This window comes from Ornithinimicrobium cryptoxanthini (assembly GCF_023923205.1).
GTDB classification, from domain to species: Bacteria; Actinomycetota; Actinomycetes; order Actinomycetales; family Dermatophilaceae; genus Ornithinicoccus; species Ornithinicoccus cryptoxanthini.
The window spans coordinates 3,272,126-3,294,471 of record NZ_CP099490.1 but is presented as its reverse complement, the minus strand read 5'-3'; the positions used below and the strand labels follow the sequence as shown (position 1 = coordinate 3,294,471).

Below are 22,346 nucleotides of genomic sequence, written 5' to 3'. Positions count from 1 at the left end.
GCCCTGATCCCATCCTCGAGGCTCTCCGGCGTGCCGACCCATCGCGGCCACGGAGGCCCGCCCATACTGGGGTGTGTCTAGTCGCTGGGTCACTCGGCTCCTTGTGGTGCTCGCGGCGTGGGGGCTGGCGCTCACCGTGTGGCCCACCGACTATCGAGCCGTCGCGACGGTGCACACGAGCAGTGGCGAGGCTGCTGACTCGGTGATCGAGCGGTTCGGCTCACTGCGGGCGGACCCTGACGCCGTCGCTGCGTTGCTGGGAGCCGAGTCGGCGCTCACCGAGTCAGCGCGCCTGCAGGTCTCCAGGCAGGACGACACCATCCTGGTCACGACACGCCACCAGGACCCACGGCTCGCCCAGGCCATGGCCGACTCGGTCGCTGTCGCCGTGGCCGGTCCGCGACCGGGGATCGAGCGCACGCAGCTGTCGCAGCTGCCCACCGACGCGAGTGGGCCGTCGCGGCTGGCCCTGTTTGGTGCCGGTGGGGGCATCGCCCTCGCCGTCGGCCTGACCTTGGCGGCCCGCGCGGGGCGAGGACGCCGATGAGCCCGTCGGCGCGAAGGCGTGCCGGGTTCCGCCAGGACATCGAGGGCCTGCGAGCGGTCTCGGTGCTGGCCGTCGTGCTGTGGCACGCGGGACTCCCGTGGCTGCCGGGTGGCTATGTGGGTGTCGACGTCTTCTTCGTCATCTCGGGCTTCCTGATGACCACGATCCTGGTCACCGAGCTCGAACGGGACGGCACGATCAAGCTCGCCGCGTTCTATGCCCGGCGGGCACGTCGGTTGCTGCCGGCCGCGCTCGCCGCGCTGCTCGGCACCGCGATCCTGAGCCTGACACTCCTGCCGTCGCATCGCTGGCCGGACATCGGCAGGGACATCGCCGCCAGCGCTGCCTATGTCGTCAACTGGACCCTGGCGGGCGGTTCGGTCGACTACCTGGCCCAGGACCAGGCCCCCAGCCCGCTCCAACACTTCTGGTCCCTCGCCGTGGAGGAGCAGTTCTACATCGTCTGGCCGGTCCTCCTCCTTCTGGTGCCGGTGATCTTCCGTCGGCGGCTGCGTGGCGGAGTTGTCGCCGTGACAGCTGTTGCCTTCGTCAGCTCGTTGGCCTACTCGATCTATCTGACCGCCGCCAATCCTTCCGTCGCCTACTTCGTGACCCCGACCCGCATCTGGGAGCTCGCGCTGGGGGGCTTTGTGGCACTCGGCGCGGCCGAGTGGCACCACCTGCGCCGGTCCGTCGCGAGGGTAGGCGGATGGCTGGGTCTGGCGATGATCCTGCTGGCGATCGTGACCTACTCCGAGACGACGCCGTTCCCCGGCTGGCAGGCGCTGCTGCCCACCGTCGGGGCGGCACTGGTGCTGATGGCCGGACCGGCCGCTGGCCGACATGGCCCGATCATCGCCCTGCGCCCGCCGCCCATGCAGTTCCTGGGCAAGATCTCCTACAGCCTCTATCTGTGGCACTGGCCGCTGCTGGTCGTGGCCATGCAGCTGCTCGGCGACGGTCACCAGGTGCCGCTGGTGGCCGGACTGTCCGTGGCTGCCCTGTCTGTCGTCCCCGCCTGGCTCTCCTGGAAGTATGTCGAGGAGCCAGTTCGCGCGGCCGGCAGCCGCTTCAGCAGGTTGACCCTCACCAGGCGGTCCTTGCGGCTCGGGTTCAACTGTTCGCTCGCAGGCCTCATCGCGGGCTCTGCAGTCTTCCTGGCCGCCGGGCCACAGGTGCCGGACGAGTCGCCCAGCTGGGTGTTGCCGGAGGCGGTGCAGGTCGTCCGGGACCCTTTCGGGGCCATGGTGCTTGGGGATGACCCCATCGAGTCTGAGGCCGGCGTGGCCGTGGACGTTATGGAGGCCATGGACCCACCACTGGATGCACTGGAGGCCGACCTTCCGGCATACCAACCGGAGGGTTGTCACGTCGGTCTGACCGCCACCAAACCCGGTTTCTGCGAGGCTGGTGACCCGGACGGCGCAATCCTGGTCGTGCTCGTCGGAGACTCGCACGCCGGTCAGTGGCTCACGGCGATGGACCTGCTGGGCCGCGCAAACGGATGGCGGATCGGGATGATGACCAAGTCGTCCTGTCCCTTCGTCGGCGGTGTTGACATCCAGCGTGCGGGGGCGACCTACTGGCAGTGTCTCGACTGGAACGATGCCGTCCGAGCGGACCTGCTCACGATGGAGCCGGACCTGGTCCTGTCCTCCCACGCCTCCTACGGAATCGAGCCCGGGGCCATGGCGGAGGGACTGGAGCGGGCCATCGCGCCGCTCGAGGCGGTGGGCATCCGGGTCGGCGTGATTCGGGACGTCCCGCGGGCCGACGAAAACATGCGGCACTGCATGCTGGAGAACCCGCAGGAACTGACCAGGTGCTCCTTCTCGCGCGAGTCGGGGCTGGCCCGGGCCGGCACCGGACAGATCGCGCTCATCGCGCTGCGGCCCGACCTGCCGCTCATCGACCTCACGGACTACATCTGCCCGCTGGAGACCTGCTCTCCGGTGATCGGCGGGGTGCCGGTCTATCGCGACAGCAACCACCTCAGCGCGACCTATGTCCGGAGTCTGAGCTCGCACCTGGCGGCTCTCGTTCTGCCGCTGGTCCCCAGCGACCCCGTCCGGTGACCTTCCCGATCGAACGCGTCGCCGACGCGCACACTCTTGGCGAACGGGGGCACAGCACCGGCGAGCTCGTGCTCACCTGGTAGCGAGCAGGTCTGCCCTCCATCGCGGCGCTGCTCCCCCTGAACTGTCGTGCACCCGCGTTTGTGCTGGTCAGGGCTCTGTCGGTAGTGGCATGTATGTTCTAATTATGGATCAGGGGTCGAGGTCGGACAGTCACGGTGGGGCCACCGTCGCCGCTCCTGACGTGCCCACCCAGGACAACACCGCCCAAGACGGCACGGACCAGGACGGCACGGACCAGGACGGCGCGGACGCTGGTGGGCGTGGGCCGATGAAGTATCGCCCGGTGATCGGCACTGGTCCGTTGCGGGAAGCCTCTTCCTGCAGTGGACCGTTGGTCCCGCCCGACGATGCCGACCCGCAGGCTGCGGGCGACCTGGACGGCTCCGGGCGTGCTGATGGTGGTCCGCGGTTGACGGCCAGCGGTCATGAGGTTCCCGAGTTCGCTGCCGGGACGGCGCACATGACCCAGATGCTCGCAGGCGACTTCCCCCTTGAGACGTTGCCCGAGGAAGCACTCGGGGAGACGATCGGCGCGGCGCAGGCCCTGGTCCAGGCCGCGCAGTCACTGTTGACTGCGGCTACCCATGAGGCGATCACCCGCGGGCTGCCGGGGGAGTCCGGGCACACGGTCCCGGACTGGATCACCACGTGGGCCCCGATGATCGACCGTCCCGAAGCCCTGGCCACCGCCCGCGTCGCAGCCGCTATCGACGATGACCGGTTCGAGGCCCTGTCCGAGAAGGTGACCGACGGCAGTGCCCGGGTCTCGCGGGCCAACATCATCACCCGCCTGACCCAGGAGCTGACCCCGATCGCGACGAAAGAGTCGTTGCAGGCCCTGACCGATGTGATGACCGACATCGTCGAGACCACCGGGCTGCGTGCCCTGGCCCAGATCGGGACCGAGGCCAAGAAGCTTCTCATCGAGCCTGATGACGATGACGAGCTCGACGACAAGCAAGGCGCCCGGCGGCTGCTACGCCGCACCGGGACCGTGGCCGGCCTGGCCGAGTGGCAGCTCCTGCTCGACGACGAAGCCGAAGCGATCCTGCTCGCCGCGCTGGACCCGTTGTCCAAGCCCCGTCCCGGCGCTGATGAGCACGGCGCCCACCAACTGGACCCGCGCACCGCCTCCACCCGCCGTGCTGACGCCCTGCTCGAGATCATCGGCCGCGGCGTCGCCGCCCCCGAAGGCACGGTCGTTACCGACAAGGCCAAGATCCAGGTCACCATCGGCCACGAGGCCCTGGCTGGCAAGGTCAGTGGCGGGGGGACGACGGCCACCGGTCAACGCCTCTCCGCCGGGACGATCCGGCGCCTGGCCTGCGACGCGCAGATCATCCCCATCGTCCTAGGCGGCCCGTCTGAACCGTTAGACGTCGGCACCACCCGGCGGTTGTTCACCCCCGCACAACGCAAAGCAGTCCACCTGCGGGACAAAGGCTGCTCCTTCCCGGGCTGCACGATGCCCACGTCCTGGACCGACCTCCACCACGTCATCCACTGGATCTTCGGCGGCGCCACAGACCTGTCCAACGCCGCCGCCCTGTGCCGACGACACCACGTCACCGTCCACCGCTACGGCTACACCGCCACCATCACCGCCACCGAAGTCACCTGGCACCTCCCAGGAACCAGCACCGGGACCCACGCCGCACCCCTGGTCGACACCTAGCGGCCACGCCCCCGACCCCGCCAACCCACACCGGGACAGCGGGGTCACACCCACGCCGAGACCCCCTTCTAGGCCGGTTCTGGGCCCGACTGTTTCCAGGCCTGACCCTTCCAGGCCTGACCCTTCCAGGCCCGACTGATCCCAGGCCCGACTGATTCCTGGCCCGACTGATTCCTGGCCCGACCCTTCCAGGAGGTGGCCGTGGGTCATCGCGGGGGGCGCGAGACGTCCGACGATCCCAGGCCAGCGACCAGGTCGACAGTGACCTCATCGAGACTGCCCACGACTACATCAGCGAGCGCGAGGGCATCATCGGCGGGCGGGAAGGCCTTGTGGGGGACGGCGATGACGCGCATCCCGGCGGCCGAGGCCGACCGCAGACCGTTGCTGGAGTCCTCGAGAGCCACCGCCCGGGCAGGTTCCACGCCGAGCAGCTCGCAGGCCCGCAGGAATCCATCAGGTGCTGGCTTGCCCCTGGCGACCTCTTCGGTCGACACCGAGACCTGGAAGAGGTCGGTGATGCCGAGGGTCTCGAGCGAGGTGTCGATCAGGCGGCGGGCCGAGGACGAGGCGAGGGCCAAGGGCCACCTGGCGGCCAGCCGCTGCACGGCCTCCACCGCTCCTGGAAGGATCGGGAGGTGCTTGCGATATCGCGCCGCCATCGCCTCGAGCGTGCGCTCGCCCGGGTCGCCACGGACCCCCACCGTGGTGGTGAGGTAGGCGGACCACTCGGGCGTCGACATGCCCATCATGGCCTGGGTCGCTCCCTCGGGCCAGGCCACGCCATCCTGCTCCGCCAGCCCGCGGCGGACCTCGTCCCAGATGGTCTCGGTGTCGGTCAGCACGCCGTCCATGTCGAAGACGACGGCCGCGATGGGGAGGGTACTCACGCGGTCCATCGTGCCCGACAACGCCCTAGGAGTGCGCGATCGCCCTAGTGCGCATGGCCTAGGAGTGCGCGCGGATGGTGTCCACGCCCTGGTTGGCGAGCGCGTCGGCGCGCTCGTTGCCCGGGTCGCCCGAGTGGCCCTTGACCCAGACCCAGTGCACGGTGTGCCGGCTGACCTCGTTGTCGAGCGCCTGCCACAGCTCGACGTTCTTCACCGGCTTCTTGGCCGCGGTCTTCCAGCCGTTGCGCTTCCAGCCGGCGATCCAGGAGCGCATGCCGTTCATCACATAGGACGAGTCGACGTGCAGCGTCACCTGGCACGGCTGGTTCAGGGTCCGCAGTCCCTCGATGACCGCCTGCAGCTCCATCTGGTTGTTGGTCGTCAGCGCTTCGCCGCCGCACAGCTCCCGCTCATGACTGCCCGACCGCATCCACACGCCCCACCCGCCGACGCCGGGGTTGCCCTTGCACGCCCCGTCGCTCCACATCTCCACCACGGGCAGGGCCTCAGTCATAGGTTGACCCTATCCAGGCGGTGATACCTGCCCCCGCACGCGTGGCTACGCTGGGGCCAGGAGGCTTCCATGGCGCGCGTGACCAGACCCTGGCGGGTGACCCGGCTGGGACGGGACGGGTCCACCCGGGTGCGCGCCGACATACTCGCTGGTGAGGAGCCGCTGGAGATCCGCCTCGGTGGGCGCTCCTTCTCCGTCACCATGCGGACCCCTGGCCACGACTTCGAGCTGGTCGCCGGCTTCCTGGTCAGCGAGGGCGTCGTCACGGCTCGGGAGCAGATCCGCGCGATGGACTATCGCTCCGGGATCTCTGCCGGCGGCGAGCGCGACTACAACGTGATCGATGTGAGGCTCGCCGAGGGCGTGGCGCTGCCCGACACCTCGATGGAGCGGCACGTCTACACCTCGAGCAGCTGTGGCGTGTGCGGCACCGCCTCGATCGAGGCGGTGCGCAAGACCTCGTCGTATGCCGTCGCGCAGGACCCCCTGACCCTCCCGCTGGACGTGGTGCTGGGTCTGCCGGAGGCGCTGCGGGCGGAGCAGCAGGTCTTCGACCGCACCGGCGGGGTGCATGCTGCAGGGCTCTTCGTCGATGGTGAGCTCGTGTGTCTGCGCGAGGACGTGGGGCGGCACAACGCCGTCGACAAGGTGGTCGGCTGGGCCCTGCTGGAGGGGCGCCTGCCAGAGACCGGGTCCGTGCTGCAGGTCTCGGGCCGAGCCTCGTTCGAGCTGGTGCAGAAGGCTGCGATGGCTGGCATCCCGGTGCTGTCGGCGGTGTCGGCGCCGTCTGCGCTCGCGGTCGAGCTGGGCGCCGATCTCGGGCTGACCGTGATCGGCTTCAACCGCGGTGAGACACTCAATGTCTATAGTCGGGCCGATCGGGTGGTGACGGATGAAGCTTGAGCTGGTCGATGTGACCGAGCGTTCGGACGACCTGTGCGTCGCGCGGGTCCCGCTGTTCCAGGCGCTGACCCACGGCGAGCAGCTGGACGTCGCGGCGGTGGCGCGCCAGGTGAAGACGGCCAAGGGTGAGCAGATCTATGGCGCCGGCGACAACGTCTCCCAGCTGATGGTCGTGCACACCGGGATGATCAAGATCAGCCGCATCAGTGCGGACGGGCAGGAGCAGATCATCCGGGTGCTGCATCCGGGCGACTTCGTGGGGGAGTCAGCCTTCCTCGGCGGTGGACGCCCCGACCACTATGCGACCGCGCTCGAAGCGGGGAGCATGTGCGTCTTTCGCCACCAGGACCTGGGCCAGCTCATCGGTGCGCACCCCAGCATCGGGCTGCGGATGCTGCAGGGTGTGAGCCGTCGCCTGGACGCCACCGAGGAGCGGCTGGCCGCGGTCACCTCGGTCGAGGTCGGCGGGCGTCTGGCGCGCTACCTGGTGGAACTGCCGGCCAAGCGATCTGGGCACGACACGACCCGCGTGCGCCTGCCGCTGGCCAAGAAGGACATCGCCTCGCTGCTCGACACCACCCCCGAGTCCCTGAGCAGGCAGCTGCGCCGACTCCAGGATGCTGGCGTGATCGCGTTGGAGGGGGCCCGGGACATCGTCATCCTGGACATCGACCGTCTCCTGCACCTGGCGGAGTAGGCCTCGCGGCGCTGGTCCCGGTCCGAAGCCGGCCCCGTCAGGAGTCGACCCGGTCACGCGTTGACCCGCTCAGGCGAGGTTCCTCTCAGGCGACCCGGGCGCCTCGCACCTGGTAGCCCAGGGACATCACGACCTCGCGCAGCTCCTCGACCGTGATCGCGTGCGGGTCGAAGTCGACGTCGACCCGCGCGTCAGTGACAGAGACGGTCACCGAGTCGACGCTCCTGAGCCGGCCGACGGCCGAGACGATCCGTCCGATCGCGGACGGGTCCAGTGGCGCGGTGCTGAGCCGGGCGGTGATCAGGGTCTTCATGGTGCTCATTCCTCGAGGGCCGGTGGGTTCCACCCAGCGTCTCGCCCGTTGCGCTCGCTGTCCTTGATCCAGGTCAAGGAACCCGAGGTCAAGAGAACCCCGGGTGAACTCAGGGCAGGAGAACACCGGGAAGCAGGGTTTGGGGAAGCAGGATGACAGGATCACCGGATGCGATGGACGGCGGTGGCCCCGGTGACCTGGCCCAGCGACCAGGGCTTCGACGCCTGGTGGCGCGCCATGGTGGTGGAGGAGCTCGCGGGCAGCGGTGACCAGGTGGGCCTGTTCGACCGCGACGGTGAGCAGGTGCGGCTCATCTCCGGGGAGCACCTGCAGCCCGGGGCGGTCTATCGCTGGGTCCCGCCTGAGGGCTTTTCCCTGGGCGGCGCCGCCTATGGCATCGGCGGACCTCCCGATGCGCGCGAGCTCTTCCTGGAATATCAGGAGGGCGCTGACGCGGGGCGTCGGGTCACGGTCGTCGTCGACAGCCTCGACGACTGTCGGTCCCTCACCGCCACCAGCAGCCTCAAGCATCTGATGGCGCAGGCGAGCTTCAGGCCGGAGCGGGACCGTCTGCTCGACGTCGAGGTCAAGCTCGACTGGTTGCTGGTGCGGGTCCGAGGCCGCGTCGTCCCCGCGGCGGTCGGCGAGCAGCTCCGCGTCTCCCTGCGCGTGGTCGGGCGCGGCCTGTGGAAGCCGGTGATCGCACCCTTGCTGGTGCCCGTCGGCATCGCCCTGAGTCACCTCCTCGCGGAGGAGACCGAAGAAGCTGCCGACCGGCTGACCCACCTGGACGACGACCCGCGCGGCGACGGTGCGCCAGAGCGGGAGCTGGAGCGGATCCGCGCCGGGGCCGAGCTCATCCGGGCACGGCTGCACGAGGTGGTGAGCACGGTTGACGCGCGGTCATGGTGGACAGGGCGTCGGGCAGCTCACCTGCGTGCGGCGTTCGACGCGCTCCCTGCCGTCGGCCCGGACTGGCCGCCGGTGACGCCGGCGGTGGCCTTCGGCGGCACCGGGCGCTGGTGGGACGAGGAGCAGTGGATCTTTGACCGCTTCCTGGAAGCTTCCCCTTGGCGTCGAAAGCGAGCCGACGAGGTCGATCGGCAGGTCGACGGGTGGCTGCGGCAGCAGGAGCGGATGGTCACGCACCGCACCCAGGCCCAGGCCGAACTCGCTGCGGCCGAGGATCCGCTCGGGGACCTCGCGGGCCGCACCGGTGCCGAGCTCAACGCGATGCTCGACCTGTCGTGGCTGGCCACACCCTGGTCCACGGTGCGGTTCCTGGTCCGACAGGCCTCCCGAGACGGCATGGATGACGACCTGCCCGACCTCGAGACCGACGCCGATGCGCGAAGATTCTTGACCGACCTCCTCAAGGATGTCTGAGGCCAGCGCCCGTGGACCGGGGCACGCGCTGATCGACCGCGGCACGCGCCGATCGACCAGGCCAACGGCCCGTTACCTGTCAGTAACCTGCGCCGGTAGGCTGAGCCGGGTGACGGCATACCCCCACCTGCTTGAGCCCCTCGACCTGGGCTTCACCGAGTTGCGCAACCGCGTCGTCATGGGCTCGATGCACACCGGTCTGGAGGACCGCGGCGCCAATGCCGGGCGGCTGGCCGCGTTCTTCGCCGAGCGCGCCCGGGGTGGCGCCGGGCTCATCGTCACCGGTGGCTATGCGCCCAACCTGGCGGGCACGCTCTATCCGGGGGCGTCCGCGCTGATCAGTCGGCGTCAGGTGCGACAACACCAGGTCGTCACCGACGCGGTGCACGCCTGGGACGGCAAGATCGCCCTGCAGATCCTGCACGCCGGGCGCTACAGCTATCACCCGCTGTCGGTCTCAGCCTCGGCCGGCAAGTCACCGATCACCCCGTTCTCAGCTCGGGCTCTGACCGGACGGGGTGTGCGTGCGACCGTGGCGGCATACGCCCGCTGTGCACGACTTGCCCAGGAGGCCGGCTATGACGGCGTCGAGATCATGGGCTCGGAGGGCTACCTGATCAACCAGTTCCTCGCGCCGCGCACCAACCAGCGCACCGACGAGTGGGGCGGCTCCCCGCAGAGGCGGCGTCGGCTGCCGGTGGAGATCGTCCGGGCGGTGCGCGAGGCGGTCGGTCCGGACTTCATCATCATCTATCGGCTCTCCATGCTGGACCTGGTGCCTGACGGGCAGAGCTGGGCTGAGATCGTCTCTCTCGCAAAGGAAGTCGAGGCTGCCGGGGCCACGATCCTGTCCACCGGCATCGGCTGGCACGAGGCGCGCGTCCCCACCATCGTCACCTCGGTGCCACGCGGCGCGTTCACCCGGGTGACCGCCCAGCTGCGCCCGGAGGTCACCATCCCGGTGATCACCTCCAACCGGATCAACATGCCCGAGCTCGCCGAGGAGGTCATCGCCGACGGCAGCGCGGACCTGGTGTCGATGGCCCGGCCCTTCCTGGCCGACGCCGACTGGGTCCGCAAGGCGAGCGAGGGCCGCGCCGACGAGATCAACACCTGCATCGCCTGCAACCAGGCGTGCCTGGACCACACCTTCGCCAAGAAGACGGCCAGCTGTCTGGTCAACCCGCGCGCGGTGCACGAGACCCTGCTGGTGCTCGGACCGACGCGGGCAAGCAGGTCCGTGGCCGTCGTGGGCGCAGGACCGGCCGGGCTCGCGACTGCGGTGTCGGCGGCGGAGCGAGGTCATCGGGTGGAGCTCTTCGAGGCGGCAGACGACATCGGTGGTCAGTTCGCGATCGCGATGCGGATCCCCGGCAAGGAGGACTTTGCCGAGACGATCCGCTACTACCGCCGCCGACTGGACCTGGAGGGCGTCACGGTCCACCTGGGTCGGCACGCCACGGTGGATGACCTGGTGGGCTTCGACGAGGTGGTGCTCGCGACGGGTGTGCGGCCGCGCATCCCCGAGATCGACGGCGTGGACCACCCCATGGTGCACACCTATGCCGAGGTCGTGCTGGGCGGCGCTCCGGTCGGGCAACGGGTGGCGGTGCTGGGCGCTGGAGGCATCGGGGTGGACGTCTCGGAGTTCCTGACGCACAGCGGCCCCTCGCCGATGGGCATCGAGGAATGGATGGCCGAGTGGGGTGTCGGTTCACCCGACGTGGCCCGCGGCGGCCTGGTGCCGGCCGACCCTGCGCCGTCGCCACGTGAGGTGCACCTGCTGCAGCGCAAGACGTCCAAGATCGGCAAGGGCCTAGGCAAGACCACCGGCTGGGTGCACCGCGCTTCGCTGAAGGCCAAGGGCGTGCGCCAGCACACCGGCATCAACTATGAGCGGATCGACGACGCGGGGGTGCACGTCACCCATGGTGAGGAGCGCAAGAACCCGACCGTGCTTGAGGTCGACACGGTCGTCCTGTGCACCGGCCAGGAGTCGGTCAACAGTCTCGGGGCCGAGCTCACGGCCCGGGGCGTGATCGTCCACGTGATCGGTGGAGCCGACGTCGCCGCCGAGCTGGACGCCAAGCGGGCGATCCGTCAGGGCACTGAGCTGGCTGCCGCCCTCTGAGGCGTTGATCGCGCCACGGCGCGTGAGGCGAGACGGTGAGGTCCGAGGGGTGCTGCGCGATGAGTCTGGGGCCGGTCACCGGTCTGTCTGTCGACCGGACTACTGATGGAGGGCCTCATGCGCAAGGTGATCACCGGACTGTTCAGCTCCCTCGACGGAGCCGTCGAGGGACCCGACAAGTGGCAGTTCGACAGTTTTGACGCAGAGCTCGGCGAGCTGATGACGCGGACGATCGGGGGGATCGACGACGTCGTCCTGGGACGGGTGACCTATCAGGAGTGGGCTGACTACTGGCCCTCCTCTGCTCCTGCGGAGGATGATGTCTTCGCCAACTTCATCAACCCGGTGCCCAAACATGTCGCCTCCACCACTCTCACGGAGCCGTTGACCTGGCAGAACTCCAGGGTCATCGAGGGCGATCTGCACGAGCACATCCGCAACCTGAAGCGGTCGCAGGGAGGCGACATCGGGGTGCAGGGCAGCATCACCGTGGTGCGCGACCTGTTCCTGGCCGGGCTGCTCGACGAGCTCACGCTGATCGTGCACCCTGTCGTCGCCGGCGGCGGCTTCCGTCGGCTCTTCCACCCGGGCGACCCCATGACGCGGTTGGAGCTCGTCGACCTGGTGCGCACGTCAGCGGGCAACTCGGTGGTGGCCTATCGGCGCCGGGAGTGACTCGCGCCTGCGGGAGTGACTCACGCTGCGGGACTCATTCAGCTGCGGGACCTGCAGCCACATCGGGGGATTGGTCAGCCGACGGGTGCCGCGGGGGCGCGGCCCGGGCCGGGTGGTCCCGCGAAGGCTTGGGCGAGGTCCAGCCACTGGTCTGCCCCTGGCCCCTCCGCGACGAGATCAAGGTCGTCACGGTGGCGCCGCTGGGTCACCCTCAGCGCGAAGTCGTAGGCCGATCCGCGCACCACATCGGCGGCACCGGGATCTCCGTGCTGCCACTGCGCGCCGGACGGGAGCGTCAGCGAGACGAACACCTCGTCCGGGTCGGGCTGGCCGTGGGCGCGGAAGGCGAATCCTCGCGTGAGTGCGCCCAGGAGCGCGACATGCCGGACGCGGTCCGTGCGCGTCGGCTCGAGGCCGAGAGCGTCGTGCACGTCGACCGAGTGAGCCCACGTCTCCATGAGGCGGGCGGTGGCCATCGAGGTGGCGCTCATGGGTGGGCCGAACCACGGGAGCTTGCTGCCCTCCGGCACGGCGCGCAGCGTTTCGACCAGAGTGGCGCGGGACCGGCGCCACCGCGAGAGCAGCTCGGCTGGTGCGACGCCGGCACCCTGCAGAGCCTCCCGATCCACGAGCCCGGTGATGTCCTGCTCGGCCTCCCGCGAGAGCTGGGCCCAGCTCGCGCCCTGTGCGGCCGCGGCGACCGTGGCCCCGTCGGTCCACGCCAGGTGCGCGATCTGCGTCGCGATGTCCCACCTCTCGGCAGGGGTGGCGGTGCGCCAGCCCTCCTCGTCCAGCGAGGCGACGACGGTGTCCAGCGCGAGGGACTCTGCCTCCAGGTCCTCGAGGACTGCAGTCAGCTTGTTCATCGGTGGCCCTCCGCAGGGGGTCGCGGCCAGTGGGGCTGGGCCCGGACTCAGCGCCCAGGTCTCCATCATGGCTGACGCCGAGCCGACCGGAGGTCAGTCGGCTGACGCCGAGCCGATCGGAGGTTAGTCGGCTGACGCCTGACCGGCATAGATGGTGTCGCTGATCTGGTCGCGCAGCTGCGTGAACTCCGGGGTCGAGCGAAGCTCCTTGCCGTCGAGGAGGCGGCCGTACTTTTTGGAGATCTCGACCTTCTCGTCCAGCACAACGCGGCCGGGGCGGGGACTCATGACGAGCACCCGGTCGCCGAGGATGATCGCCTCCTCCACGCTGTGCGTGATGAAGAAGACCGTCTTGCGGCGCTCGCGGGAGATCTTCAGCAGGTCCATCTGGAGGCGCTCGCGGGTCAGCGCGTCGAGTGCGCCGAACGGTTCGTCCATCAGGATGATCTCGGGGTCATTGGCCAGGACCCGGGCGATCTGCGTGCGCTGCTGCATGCCGCCGGACAGCTCATAGGGCTTCTTGTCCTCGAAGCCGCCCAGCCCCACCAGGTCCAGGCACGCCTCGGCGGTGCTGGCGCGGATGTCCGCGGCGACGCCGCGGAACTTCAACCCCAGCTCGACATTCTTGCGCGCGGTCAGCCAGGGATAGAGGTTGGCTGCCTGGAAGACGACGCCCCGCTCCCAGGACGGCCCCTTGATCGGGACGCCGTTGGCCCGGGCCACGCCTCCGGTGGGCTCCAGGAAGCCCGCGAGGATCTTGAGCAAGGTGGTCTTGCCGCAGCCGGACGGCCCCACGACGCAGACGAACTGGCCGGTGTCCACCTCGATCGTGGTGTCCTCCACGGCGTGGACGATCTCCCCGCTGTCGGTGAGATAGCGCTGGGAGATCCGCTCCAGCGAGAAGCTCACTGCCCGGCGACCTGGTCGATGGAGTCGCGATAGATCGCCGCCTCGTAGGCCTCTGCGGTGTTGACCTCGTCGATCTCGTCCTGGGTGACGAGGAAGTCTGCGGTGTTGATCAGGTCCTGGGCGAGCTGGCCACCGAAGTAGTCGTCGCCGGCCTGCTCTGCAGCGTCGAGGTAGGTGTAACCGCCCAGCTGGGCGGTGACCTCCTCGGGGGAGATGCCGAGCTGGACCGCGATCGAGGCGGCAGCTGCCTCCGGGTCGTCCTTGATCATCGTGACCGCCTCGTTCTGCACTGCCGTCCACACCTGCATGAACTCGGGGTTGGTCTCCACGAACTCGGTCGTGGCGCCGGCCAGGTCGAAGGTCGGTGCTCCTGCCTCGGCTGTGTCCTTGGCCGACAGGATGATGGTGCCGGTCTCGACGAGCACCGGCAGCGTCGGGGCCCACACCCAGGCGGCGTCGATCTCCTGGCGTTCCCAGGCGGCCAGCATGGCGTCGGGGGAGAGGTTGATCAGATCCAGGTCGGTGGCGGTCATTCCCTCGCGCTCGAGGGCCGCGAGCAGGGAGTAGTGGGCGGTCGAGGCGAACGGCACGGCGACCTTCTTGCCCTCCAAATCAGCCAGGCTCTCGCCGGCGCCCTCCTGGACGACCAGCGACTCCGCGTCCCCGATCACGTCGTGGATCCAGATGACCTGCATGTCGACGCTGACGGGCGGGGATACGGCCTTGGTCGCCGGGCTCGAGCCGACGAGCCCGAGGTCGACGGAGCCGGACCCGAAGGCCTGGATGACCTCGCCGCCGGAGGCGAACTTGGACCAGGTGATGTCCGCGTTGGGCAGGCAGCTCTCGAGCCACCCGTGGTCGCGCACGATCAGGTCACCGTTGGGGATCGGCTGATAGGCGATGCGCACCGCCGTCTCGACATCCTCGTTGACCTCTACGGGGCACTCGGCCCCGCCGGCACCCTGCTCGCTGTCGGGGTTGCTGGTCCGGTTGTCATCGACGCAGCCGGTCAGGGCGAGCGCGGCGATGCCCACGCCAGCCAGGACGGCCGAGCGTGCGGTGCGGGAACGGGACTGAGTCATAGGTCTTCTCCTTGGGTCACGCTTTGCCATACCAGGGCACCAGCATGGTCCCCAGGTGTTTGATGATGGCGTCGAGGGCGACGGCTGCCAGCCCGATGACGATGATGCAGGCGATGGTCAGGGCGGTGTGCAGCTGCTGGCCCGAGACATAGGCGAGCCCGCCGATCCCGGGGATGCCGGCATTGAGCTCGGCGGCGACGACGGTGGTCCAGGCAAAGCCGACCGCGATCCGGATGCCGCCGATCAGCTCCGGCAGGGTCGAGGGCAGGACCACATAACGTCCTACCTGCCAGTGACTGGCGCCCATGGACCGTGCGGCGTGGATGCTGTCCTGGCGCACCCCCCGCACCCCGTTGATCGTGGCGATGACGATGGGCGGGAAGGCGGCGAGGAAGAGCAGCCAGTATTTCGAGGTGTTGCCGATGCCGAACCAGACGAGGAGCAGCCCGATGTAGCCCAGCGGCGGCAGCGAGCGCAGGAAGTTGAGGTAGGGCTCCAGCGCGTCGTTGAGCCACTGGATGCTGGCCATCAGGAAGCCGACGATCGGACCGAGGATGATGGCCACGCCCACGCCGACACTGATCCGTTGCAGCGAGGCGAGCAGGTGCTCCCACATGTAGTAGTTCTGCTCGCCGCAGACAGTGCGGTCGGCCCCCACGGTCCGGCACGAGTTTGACTGGACGAAGGCGTCCCAGACGGCCTTCGGGCTGGGGAGATAGAGCGGCTTGATCCAGCCCGCCGCAGTGACCAACCACCAGATCGCGATGAACACCACGAGCACCACCGCGCTGAGCGCGAGCTTGCGGAACCGCCGGGTCCTGCGCGAGCGCTTGTGATCGGCCACGACCTTGAGCGACTGGCCCAGGTGGTCGGCCGGAGCGGGTGGGTTGCCCATCAGAGTGAGGTGTCCGTCCGTGATATCGCCATGCGCAGACTGCGCATTTTCGTCGGTGCAGCCTAACGGCTGGATCTGCCAGCGACACAAAGGCCGCAGATCGCGGCGTGCGACCTGCGGCTGTTGCGCGAGGCGTGGTGGTGGCCAGGGGCGGGGTCGAACCGCCGACCTTCCGATTTTCAGTCGGACGCTCGTACCAACTGAGCTACCTGGCCGGGTCTGCGCTGACAGAGATCTGACCTGCGCAGACAGGACGCCGGATCGCTCCGGCGCGGGTTCACTATACCTGATCCCAGCGGTCAGTCCGGTGCAAGAACAGGGCCACGGGGAGGACGCCGACCTGCGTCTGACGCTAACCCTCGAGCGGGACCGCCACCAGCGGGTCGCTCGTAGGCTGCTCGGAGCCTCCAGCGGGCTCGAGCGTGATCCCGACGGCAACCGCCTCCCCGGGGTCGCCCTCGAGCAGGAACTGGTCGTCGTCGCGCGGCAGCAGCCCGGCCGACACCGCAGCGCCGTCCCCGCCCACGAACCACAGCTGATAGTCCTGCCCCTCGGGCGCGTCCGCCAGGCCCTCGGTCACCACGACGGACCGATCGATCGAGTATGCCGTCACGACCGTGACCGTGGCACCGTCGACCGACCCTGAGGCCCGGACCGCGTCGGGGGCGTCCAGGACCTCCTGCACCGCCACGATCGAGGGGTCCGACGCGTCGTCCGGCCACTGGGTGACTGCGATGGCGCCGACGGCGACGGCAGCCGCCGCAGCACCGGCCAGGACCCACCGGCTGAACCGCCCGGGGGCGCGGTGCCGTGCGGCCCGGCGGTCGGCAAGCTCGTCAGGCCTGCCGTCCTGCGAGGTGACGGCGTCCTGCGTGGCGACGGCGTCCCGCGAGGTGACGGCGTCCTGCGAGGTGGGGGCGTCCTGCGAGGTGGGGGCGTCCTGCGGGGTGACGGCGACCTGCGCGAGCAGCTGCTCGCGCAGCGCGGGCGCAGGCTCCACCTCGAGGCCGTCGCTGAGCGCCAGCGCTGTCTCGGTGAGCTCGGCGACCTCCCGCCGGCAGTCCGGACACCCCTCCAGGTGTGCCTCGAAGGCGGCGCGCTCGGCGTCGTCGACCGCGTCAAGGGCATAGGCAGCTGCCAGGTCGTGCGGGTCGGGGAGGCCGACGGGGTCTGCCGCATCGCCCCGACGCGGGCCCAGGTTGTCGTCGCGCTCGTTGTCGTCGCGCTGGCTCACCGTGCACCTCCCAACTCGTTGCGCATCCGTCTCAGGCCGTCCCTGATCCTCGTCTTGGCCGTGCCGAGCGGCACGCCCAGTCTCTCCGAGACCTCGCTGTGCGTCAGCCCGTCAAAGAAGGCGAGCTCGACCGCCGACCGCTGGGTCGCGGTCAGCGCCCCGAGAGCAACATGCACCTCGGTGGCCTCCAACCGTCCCTCAGCGATCTCGGCGGTGCTGTCGAACGGTGTGGTGACGCTCTGTGATTCGTAGGCGACGTCCCTCCTGGATTGGGCGACCACCGACCGGACCCGGTCCACCGCCCGTCGGTGCGCCAGCGTCAGGAGCCAGCCCAGGGCGCTCCCGCGGGAGGAGTCGAACGACCCAGCCGTGCGCCATACCTGCAGGAAGACCTCCTGGGTGACCTCCTCCGCCTGAGCCCGGTCCCGCAGGACCCGCAGCACCAGGCCCAGGACCCGCGGAGCCGTGGCGTCATAGAGCGCCGCGAAACTGTCCTGGTCTCCTGACGCTGAGGCCGTCAGCAGCCGGGACAGGTCCCGCCCGGGGTCATCCGTCACCGGCCCATCATGCACTAACGGGACTGCTCCGGCCGCTCGGAAGAGTGGCCGATGACCGCCTCGGCTCCCTCGGTCACGGCACCATCCGGGCAAACACGACGATGTTGTCCAGGTGCGCCCGACGCGCCGGGTCGTAGGTCCCGCCGCAGGTGATCAGGCGCAGCTCCGGACCCTCGGTGTTGCCATAGACCGTCGCCTTGGGGAACTCGTCCTTGGGGAAGCTCTGCGCGCCATAGACCTCGAATGTGGCCGTCGTGCCGTCCTCGCGCTCGACCTCGACCAGGTCGCCGGTCTCGAGGGCACCGAGCTCGAAGAACACGCTCGGCACCGACCCCTGGCTCGTGACGTGCCCCTCGATGACCGCGGGTCCGGCCTCACCGGGGGTGGGGGAGCCGGAGTACCACGCGGCTTCGTCGTAGCGCTCGCCGCTGGGGACCTCCAGGGTGCCGTCGTCAGCCAGACCCAGTGCGTGCAGCGGGCTCTCCACGTCGATCGAGGGGATGCTGACCCGCACCGGCTCTGAGGCCGGGAGCGCCTCGGCCGTGTCGGGGCTGGCTCCTGGGGATGCGGACTCCCCTGCGGTGTCCGCGGCCCCAGGAGGGCTGGTGGTCCTGGCAGAGGTGTCGGTCGACGGCGCAGCCTCGCTGCCAGAGGGTGGGGGGCTGCTGTCCGGTGTTGTCTGGGCCGTATGCCGGGCGCTCGCCGGTGTGGGTGGCTCACCGACCTGGTTGCTGGTGGCCCACCAGAGGAGTCCGACGCCCACGGCCAGGAGCAGCCCGAAGGCCGCGAACGTCATACGGCGTCCGCGGCCCCCAGGTGTTGCTGAGCTCATCGGTCAGCCGCGCTCACCGGCGCGCCGACGGGTGCCGGCCAGGCCCAGGCCACCGACGGCCAGGGTCAGCGCACCCAGGGCGAGGATGCCGGTGTGCTCGGTGCCAGCCGTGCTGGCACCTCCGGTGGCGACGCCGTCCTCGGGCATCGACATCTGGGCGACCTCGAAGACGCCGCACAGGGCGGGGTTGGTGGCCTCGGCCGGCAGTGCCGGGTCCAGGTCAGACATGGCGTCACCGTCGTAGGTGCCGCTGCCGTTGTGGTCGACCCCGTGCACGACGACCACACCGTTGCCCTCGGCGATGTCGGCTGCCGTGGCGTCGTCCACCTCGATGGTGCGCTCGTAGGTGTAGCTGCCCATGGCCGGGAAGTTCGCGACGTCCAGCGCGTGCTCCCCGCTCGTCATGCCGGGCTCGTTGGTCAGGCTCAGGGCGACACCGCCGTAGGACGGCACACCGTCAGAGGTCTGCAGCTCCCCGTTGGGGCCGGTGCCCTCCACGTCCGCACCGGGGCACATGTTCATGCCGCCGATGTGGATGTGCTGGGCGTGCGGGGCGCCGTCGAGCAGCCCCTGCGTCTCCAGGATGACGTGCAGCTCGTTGCCCTCGAGCATGCCCCAGGCGGTGCCTGAAGCCCCGGAGTCGTTCAGCTCGGTCAGGGTGCCGGACAGCTCCGTGCCTGAGTGGTCGTCGGCCGAGGCAGGTGCTGCCGCGAGGAACGGCAGGCCGACCAGGGCGGCAATGGCGAGGGGGGCGAGTCGGGTTCGGGTGGTGCGCATGACATCTCCTTCGTTGATGGTCTGTCATGGCTGATTCGCCACCCTCGCTCCATTGGATTGGTGCTGACGGGAAAGGCGGGAACACTGCGGCGCCCAGCGACGTTTGTGCTAGTGCGCCTGGATCGTGTGATCCGGGCGTCAACCCCTCACTACTTTCCCTCGGAAGGATGAGCATGAGCAGGCGCAGAAAGTTCGTCGAAATCGAAGAAGTGCCCGGCAAGCCGCTGCGGTACTACCCGCACGTGCTCGGTGGCGGCATGGTCGCCGACGGTGCTGTGGTCGACCCCGGTGCCTTCGTGCACGCCTCGGCCTATGTCGACCCGGGTGCGCACGTGGCGCGCGGCGCCCGGATCAGCTCCGGCGCATGGGTCGATGCGGATGCGGTCGTCGGCCCGGACGCGGTCGTCGGCACCAACGCGCGCGTGGGTCGTGCGGCTGAGCTGGGCCGTGGCGCCCGTCTTGGCATGCGCGTGAGCATCGGTGACCACGCGCGGGTGGGCGACTTCCAGCGCGTGGACGCCGACGAGAAGGTCTCGGCCCGGGCAGTGCTCGGTCGGGTCCAGCGGGAGAGCGTCCAGCAGGAGAGCTCCGCAGCCTGACGCCGGCTGGGCCACACACAAAAGGCGCCGTCACCCACACTGGGTGACGGCGCCATACTGCGACCCCGACGGGACTCGAACCCGCGACCTCCGCCGTGACAGGGCGGCGCGCTAACCAACTGCGCTACGGGGCCTGGTGACAGGCCTTCATGCTGTGGCCCGAAGGCTACCTTGTCGTGCTCGGTCCGAAGACCGGATGGTCACAAGACCACGCATCCCCAACGGGATTCGAACCCGTGTTGCCGCCGTGAAAGGGCGGAGTCCTAGGCCGCTAGACGATGGGGACCCGTCCTGCCGCCCCCTCGCCGCCAAGCGCAGCTCGGATCCGTCGAGGACAGTGACAGAGCATACGTGACGGATCCAGCTGCCGCCAAAACGGGGTCATCTGTGACCAGGTTCAGGGGGCCGAGGTCCACTCGAGGAGCTGCTCCAGGGGCCAGGAGTTGACGATCCGCTCGACGGGCACGCCCAGTCGTTCCGCGCGTTCACAGCCGTAGGCCTGGAAGTCGAGCTGGCCCGGGGCGTGCGCGTCGGTGTTGATCGAGAACAGGCACCCGGACCCGATCGCGAGGGTGAGCAGGTCATCGGGTGGGTCGCTGCGCTCGGGGCGGCTGTTGATCTCCACGGCCGTATTGCTCTCGACGCAGGCTGCGAAGACCGCGCTCGCGTCGAAGGTGCTCTCCGCTCGCGTGCCGCGGTCACCGGTCACCAACCGACCTGTGCAGTGCCCGAGGATGTTGGTCCGCGGGTTGCGCACGGCCGCCACCATGCGCCGGGTCATGGCCGAGGACTCCATCTTGAGCTTGGAGTGCACCGAGGCGACCCGCACATCGAGCTGGTCGAGGAGCTCGTCGGTCTGGTCCAGGGACCCGTCGTCGAGTATGTCGACCTCGATCGCCTTGAGCAGCCGGAAGTCTTCTCCGACCGCGGCATTGATCGCATCGACGACTTTTAGCTGCTGGATGAGCCGGGCGGCAGTGAGGCCGTTGGCAACGGTCAGCCGTGGCGAGTGGTCGGTCAGCGCGAGATAGTCGTGCCCGATCTCCATCGCCGTCGCCACCATCTCCTGGATGGGGGATCCGCCGTCGGACCAGTCGGAGTGGCTGTGCAGGTCGCCGCGCAGCTGGGCCCGCACCTGCTCGCCGCCCTCGACGAGCGGACCGCCGACCTTCGCCTCCAGGTCGGCGAGCTTGGTCGGCACCTGCCCGGCCGCGGCCTGCTCGATGACTGCGGCGGTGGACGGACCGATGCCCTCCAGCTGTTTCAGCGTGCCGTGGCGCACCCGCTCCCGGACCTCCTTCTCGGGGATGGCCAGCAGGGTGTCCGCAGCCTGCCGATAGGCCTTCACCCGATAGGTCGAGGCACGGCTGCGCTCCAGCAGGAAGGCGATCCGCCGCAGGGCGTCCACCGGCTCGATGCTCATGGTCCGACGGTAGTTCACCGCAGCAAGATGTTCGGCCCAGTGGGCCCGCCCTAGAGCCGTCGGAGGCGACCGCGCGGCATACTCTGGATTGATGACCGAACCACAGCTCCGGGTCGCCTCGTTCGCCGACCTGACCACCGCCCAGCTGTATGCCGTGCTGCGGCTGCGCGTCGACGTCTTCGTGGTCGAGCAGGACTGTGCCTATCCCGAGCTGGACGGCCGCGACGACGAGCCGACCACGGAGCACCTGTGGGTGGACGTGGACGGGGAGGTGGCGGCCTATGTCCGGGTGCTGGACGATCGCGACCGGGCCCGAGTCGGGCGGGTCGTGACGGCAGAAGGTCATCGGGGACACGGTTATGCGGCGCAGTTGGTCGCCCTGGCGCTGGAGCGAATTGGCAACCGCCGCACCGAGATCGGCGCACAGGTCCAGTTGGAGCAGTGGTATGCCCGGCTCGGCTTCGCGCGCTCCGGCCCGGACTATGACGAGGACGGGATCATGCACCTGCCGATGATCCGGGAAGCACCCGCGAGGGCGGCTAACTCGGGATGAGGAGCGTCGGGTGATGCTCGCCACGGCGCGCCTAGCCGCGGTGCAGGCTGATGTCCCCGACCGACGTGCGGACGTCGATGATCCGACTCTGGCTGTTGTCGGACCCGATCGTGTTGGTGAGCTGGCCGATCGTGGTCTCGGCCAGGACGCGGTAGCTCGTGCCATCGTCTGGCACGGTCACTCTCACGTCACCAGTCGACGAGCTGACCTGCAGGTCCTCAGGTGGGGACACCAGGTCCAGGACAACGTCGCCGACGTCGCTGTGGGCCCGCACGGTATCGCTGCCGAGACCGGTCGCGGTGATGTCACCGACGTCCGAACTGAGCGAGACGGCGCCGGTGACCTCGACCACGGTGATGTCGCCGACGGAGTGCTCCACCGTGACTCCCGTCCCAGCCGGCACGACGACCGCCCACTCGACGGAGCAGTTGTCCCACCAGCTGTTCGGGCACGTGTCCGACAGCACCGCGGCGTCGCCGCTCACCACAGCCTCCACGGTGGGCTCGGTGACGCCGGAACGGACGGTCGCCACGGCTCCCGGCTCCTCACCGGGTCCGGCCACCCTGATCGCGACGTCACCGACGTCACCGTCGACGGTGAGGCTGACGATGCCCACGGGCAGGTCGTGGGAAGCCTGCTCGGTGGTCTGGATGATGCGGCCGACGGCGGGGACGGCCAGAGCGAGCACGATCAGCACTGCGACGGCGCTCCCAGCGAGGACGATCGCACGCTTGGTTGAGGCGGTCATGA

General features: G+C 69.5%; 23 protein-coding genes and 3 tRNA genes. 10 read left to right on the top strand and 16 right to left on the bottom strand.

Annotated features, from left to right (window positions below):
* Positions 1–73: 73 nt before the first annotated feature.
* The 3 genes from NF557_RS15130 (at position 74) to NF557_RS15120 (ending at position 4,360) form a co-directional block, all read left to right on the top strand.
* Complete coding sequence (locus tag NF557_RS15130) at positions 74–547, top strand: hypothetical protein (protein WP_252620465.1); 474 nt, start codon at positions 74–76, stop codon at positions 545–547.
* Complete coding sequence (locus NF557_RS15125) at positions 544–2,622, top strand: acyltransferase family protein (protein WP_252620463.1); 2,079 nt, start codon at positions 544–546, stop codon at positions 2,620–2,622. Before NF557_RS15130 ends, NF557_RS15125 begins: the two co-directional genes overlap by 4 nt.
* A 187-nt stretch (positions 2,623–2,809) precedes the next feature.
* Positions 2,810–4,360, top strand: a complete 1,551-nt coding sequence (locus NF557_RS15120; protein ID WP_252620461.1) for an HNH endonuclease signature motif containing protein — start codon at positions 2,810–2,812, stop codon at positions 4,358–4,360.
* A 206-nt stretch (positions 4,361–4,566) separates the two neighbouring features.
* Here NF557_RS15120 and NF557_RS15115 read toward each other — a convergent pair whose 3' ends face one another.
* Positions 4,567–5,250, bottom strand: coding sequence for an HAD family hydrolase (locus NF557_RS15115; protein WP_252620460.1), 684 nt, complete (start codon positions 5,248–5,250; stop codon positions 4,567–4,569).
* Positions 5,251–5,308: 58 nt separating this feature from the next.
* Positions 5,309–5,764, bottom strand: a complete 456-nt coding sequence (gene rnhA, locus NF557_RS15110) for a ribonuclease HI (protein WP_252620459.1) — start codon at positions 5,762–5,764, stop codon at positions 5,309–5,311.
* 69 nt (positions 5,765–5,833) lie between these two features.
* On the opposite strand from rnhA, the gene fdhD reads away from it, so the two are divergent.
* Entirely contained in the window at positions 5,834–6,667 is an 834-nt protein-coding gene (gene fdhD / locus NF557_RS15105) for a formate dehydrogenase accessory sulfurtransferase FdhD (protein ID WP_252620457.1), read from the top strand.
* A complete protein-coding gene (locus tag NF557_RS15100) occupies positions 6,657–7,364 on the top strand; it encodes a Crp/Fnr family transcriptional regulator (RefSeq protein ID WP_252620455.1) in 708 nt (235 codons plus the stop codon). Before fdhD ends, NF557_RS15100 begins: the two co-directional genes overlap by 11 nt.
* Positions 7,365–7,449: 85 nt before the next feature.
* Here NF557_RS15100 and NF557_RS15095 read toward each other — a convergent pair whose 3' ends face one another.
* Positions 7,450–7,677, bottom strand: a complete 228-nt coding sequence (locus NF557_RS15095; RefSeq protein ID WP_252620454.1) for a heavy-metal-associated domain-containing protein — start codon at positions 7,675–7,677, stop codon at positions 7,450–7,452.
* Positions 7,678–7,845: 168 nt separating this feature from the next.
* On the opposite strand from NF557_RS15095, the gene NF557_RS15090 reads away from it, so the two are divergent.
* The 3 genes from NF557_RS15090 to NF557_RS15080 all read left to right on the top strand — a co-directional run bounded on the left by NF557_RS15090 (position 7,846) and on the right by NF557_RS15080 (position 11,869).
* Positions 7,846–9,063 (top strand): hypothetical protein, encoded by a 1,218-nt coding sequence (locus NF557_RS15090; protein ID WP_252620452.1) that lies wholly within the window; start codon positions 7,846–7,848, stop codon positions 9,061–9,063.
* Positions 9,064–9,172: 109 nt separating this feature from the next.
* Positions 9,173–11,194, top strand: coding sequence for an NADPH-dependent 2,4-dienoyl-CoA reductase (locus NF557_RS15085; RefSeq protein WP_252620450.1), 2,022 nt, complete (start codon positions 9,173–9,175; stop codon positions 11,192–11,194).
* A 117-nt stretch (positions 11,195–11,311) separates the two neighbouring features.
* Positions 11,312–11,869: a dihydrofolate reductase family protein gene (locus NF557_RS15080; RefSeq protein ID WP_252620448.1), complete on the top strand. Its 558-nt coding sequence runs from the start codon at positions 11,312–11,314 to the stop codon at positions 11,867–11,869.
* 74 nt (positions 11,870–11,943) lie between these two features.
* On the opposite strand, the gene NF557_RS15075 is transcribed toward NF557_RS15080, so the two are convergent.
* From NF557_RS15075 to NF557_RS15030, 9 genes are all read right to left on the bottom strand, one after another.
* Positions 11,944–12,735, bottom strand: coding sequence for a TIGR03084 family metal-binding protein (locus tag NF557_RS15075; protein ID WP_252620446.1), 792 nt, complete (start codon positions 12,733–12,735; stop codon positions 11,944–11,946).
* A gap of 123 nt (positions 12,736–12,858) precedes the next feature.
* The gene (locus NF557_RS15070) at positions 12,859–13,644 is read right to left on the bottom strand and encodes an ABC transporter ATP-binding protein (RefSeq protein ID WP_252620444.1); all 786 of its coding nucleotides are present in this window, start codon (positions 13,642–13,644) and stop codon (positions 12,859–12,861) included.
* Positions 13,641–14,726, bottom strand: coding sequence for a taurine ABC transporter substrate-binding protein (locus NF557_RS15065; RefSeq protein ID WP_252620442.1), 1,086 nt, complete (start codon positions 14,724–14,726; stop codon positions 13,641–13,643). The genes NF557_RS15070 and NF557_RS15065 overlap by 4 nt, the downstream gene beginning before the upstream one ends.
* 16 nt (positions 14,727–14,742) lie before the next feature.
* Positions 14,743–15,621, bottom strand: coding sequence for an ABC transporter permease (locus NF557_RS15060; RefSeq protein WP_252620441.1), 879 nt, complete (start codon positions 15,619–15,621; stop codon positions 14,743–14,745).
* 138 nt (positions 15,622–15,759) lie between these two features.
* Positions 15,760–15,836: transfer RNA gene (locus NF557_RS15055), tRNA-Phe, on the bottom strand.
* Positions 15,837–15,973: 137 nt separating this feature from the next.
* Positions 15,974–16,855 (bottom strand): anti-sigma factor, encoded by an 882-nt coding sequence (locus NF557_RS15050; protein WP_280923968.1) that lies wholly within the window; start codon positions 16,853–16,855, stop codon positions 15,974–15,976.
* Positions 16,852–17,412, bottom strand: a complete 561-nt coding sequence (gene sigK, locus NF557_RS15040; RefSeq protein ID WP_252620439.1) for an ECF RNA polymerase sigma factor SigK — start codon at positions 17,410–17,412, stop codon at positions 16,852–16,854. The genes NF557_RS15050 and sigK overlap by 4 nt, the downstream gene beginning before the upstream one ends.
* 73 nt (positions 17,413–17,485) lie before the next feature.
* On the bottom strand, positions 17,486–18,208 hold the full coding sequence (locus NF557_RS15035) for a class F sortase (protein WP_252620437.1): 723 nt from the start codon (positions 18,206–18,208) through the stop codon (positions 17,486–17,488).
* Between the two features lie 39 nt (positions 18,209–18,247).
* The gene (locus NF557_RS15030) at positions 18,248–19,021 is read right to left on the bottom strand and encodes a CHRD domain-containing protein (protein WP_252620435.1); all 774 of its coding nucleotides are present in this window, start codon (positions 19,019–19,021) and stop codon (positions 18,248–18,250) included.
* A 173-nt stretch (positions 19,022–19,194) separates the two neighbouring features.
* On the opposite strand from NF557_RS15030, the gene NF557_RS15025 reads away from it, so the two are divergent.
* On the top strand, positions 19,195–19,620 hold the full coding sequence (locus tag NF557_RS15025) for a transferase (protein ID WP_252620433.1): 426 nt from the start codon (positions 19,195–19,197) through the stop codon (positions 19,618–19,620).
* A 60-nt stretch (positions 19,621–19,680) separates the two neighbouring features.
* Here NF557_RS15025 and NF557_RS15020 read toward each other — a convergent pair.
* The 3 genes from NF557_RS15020 to NF557_RS15010 form a co-directional block, all read right to left on the bottom strand.
* A tRNA-Asp gene (locus NF557_RS15020) sits at positions 19,681–19,754 on the bottom strand.
* Positions 19,755–19,833: 79 nt separating this feature from the next.
* Positions 19,834–19,906, bottom strand: a tRNA-Glu gene (locus NF557_RS15015).
* A gap of 111 nt (positions 19,907–20,017) precedes the next feature.
* On the bottom strand, positions 20,018–21,043 hold the full coding sequence (locus tag NF557_RS15010; RefSeq protein ID WP_252620431.1) for a PHP domain-containing protein: 1,026 nt from the start codon (positions 21,041–21,043) through the stop codon (positions 20,018–20,020).
* 91 nt (positions 21,044–21,134) lie between these two features.
* Here NF557_RS15010 and NF557_RS15005 point away from each other — a divergent pair, with 91 nt between their 5' ends.
* Positions 21,135–21,596, top strand: a complete 462-nt coding sequence (locus tag NF557_RS15005) for a GNAT family N-acetyltransferase (protein ID WP_252620430.1) — start codon at positions 21,135–21,137, stop codon at positions 21,594–21,596.
* Positions 21,597–21,627: 31 nt separating this feature from the next.
* Here NF557_RS15005 and NF557_RS15000 read toward each other — a convergent pair whose 3' ends face one another.
* On the bottom strand, positions 21,628–22,344 hold the full coding sequence (locus NF557_RS15000; RefSeq protein WP_252620428.1) for a DUF4097 family beta strand repeat-containing protein: 717 nt from the start codon (positions 22,342–22,344) through the stop codon (positions 21,628–21,630).
* Positions 22,345–22,346: the final 2 nt, after the last annotated feature.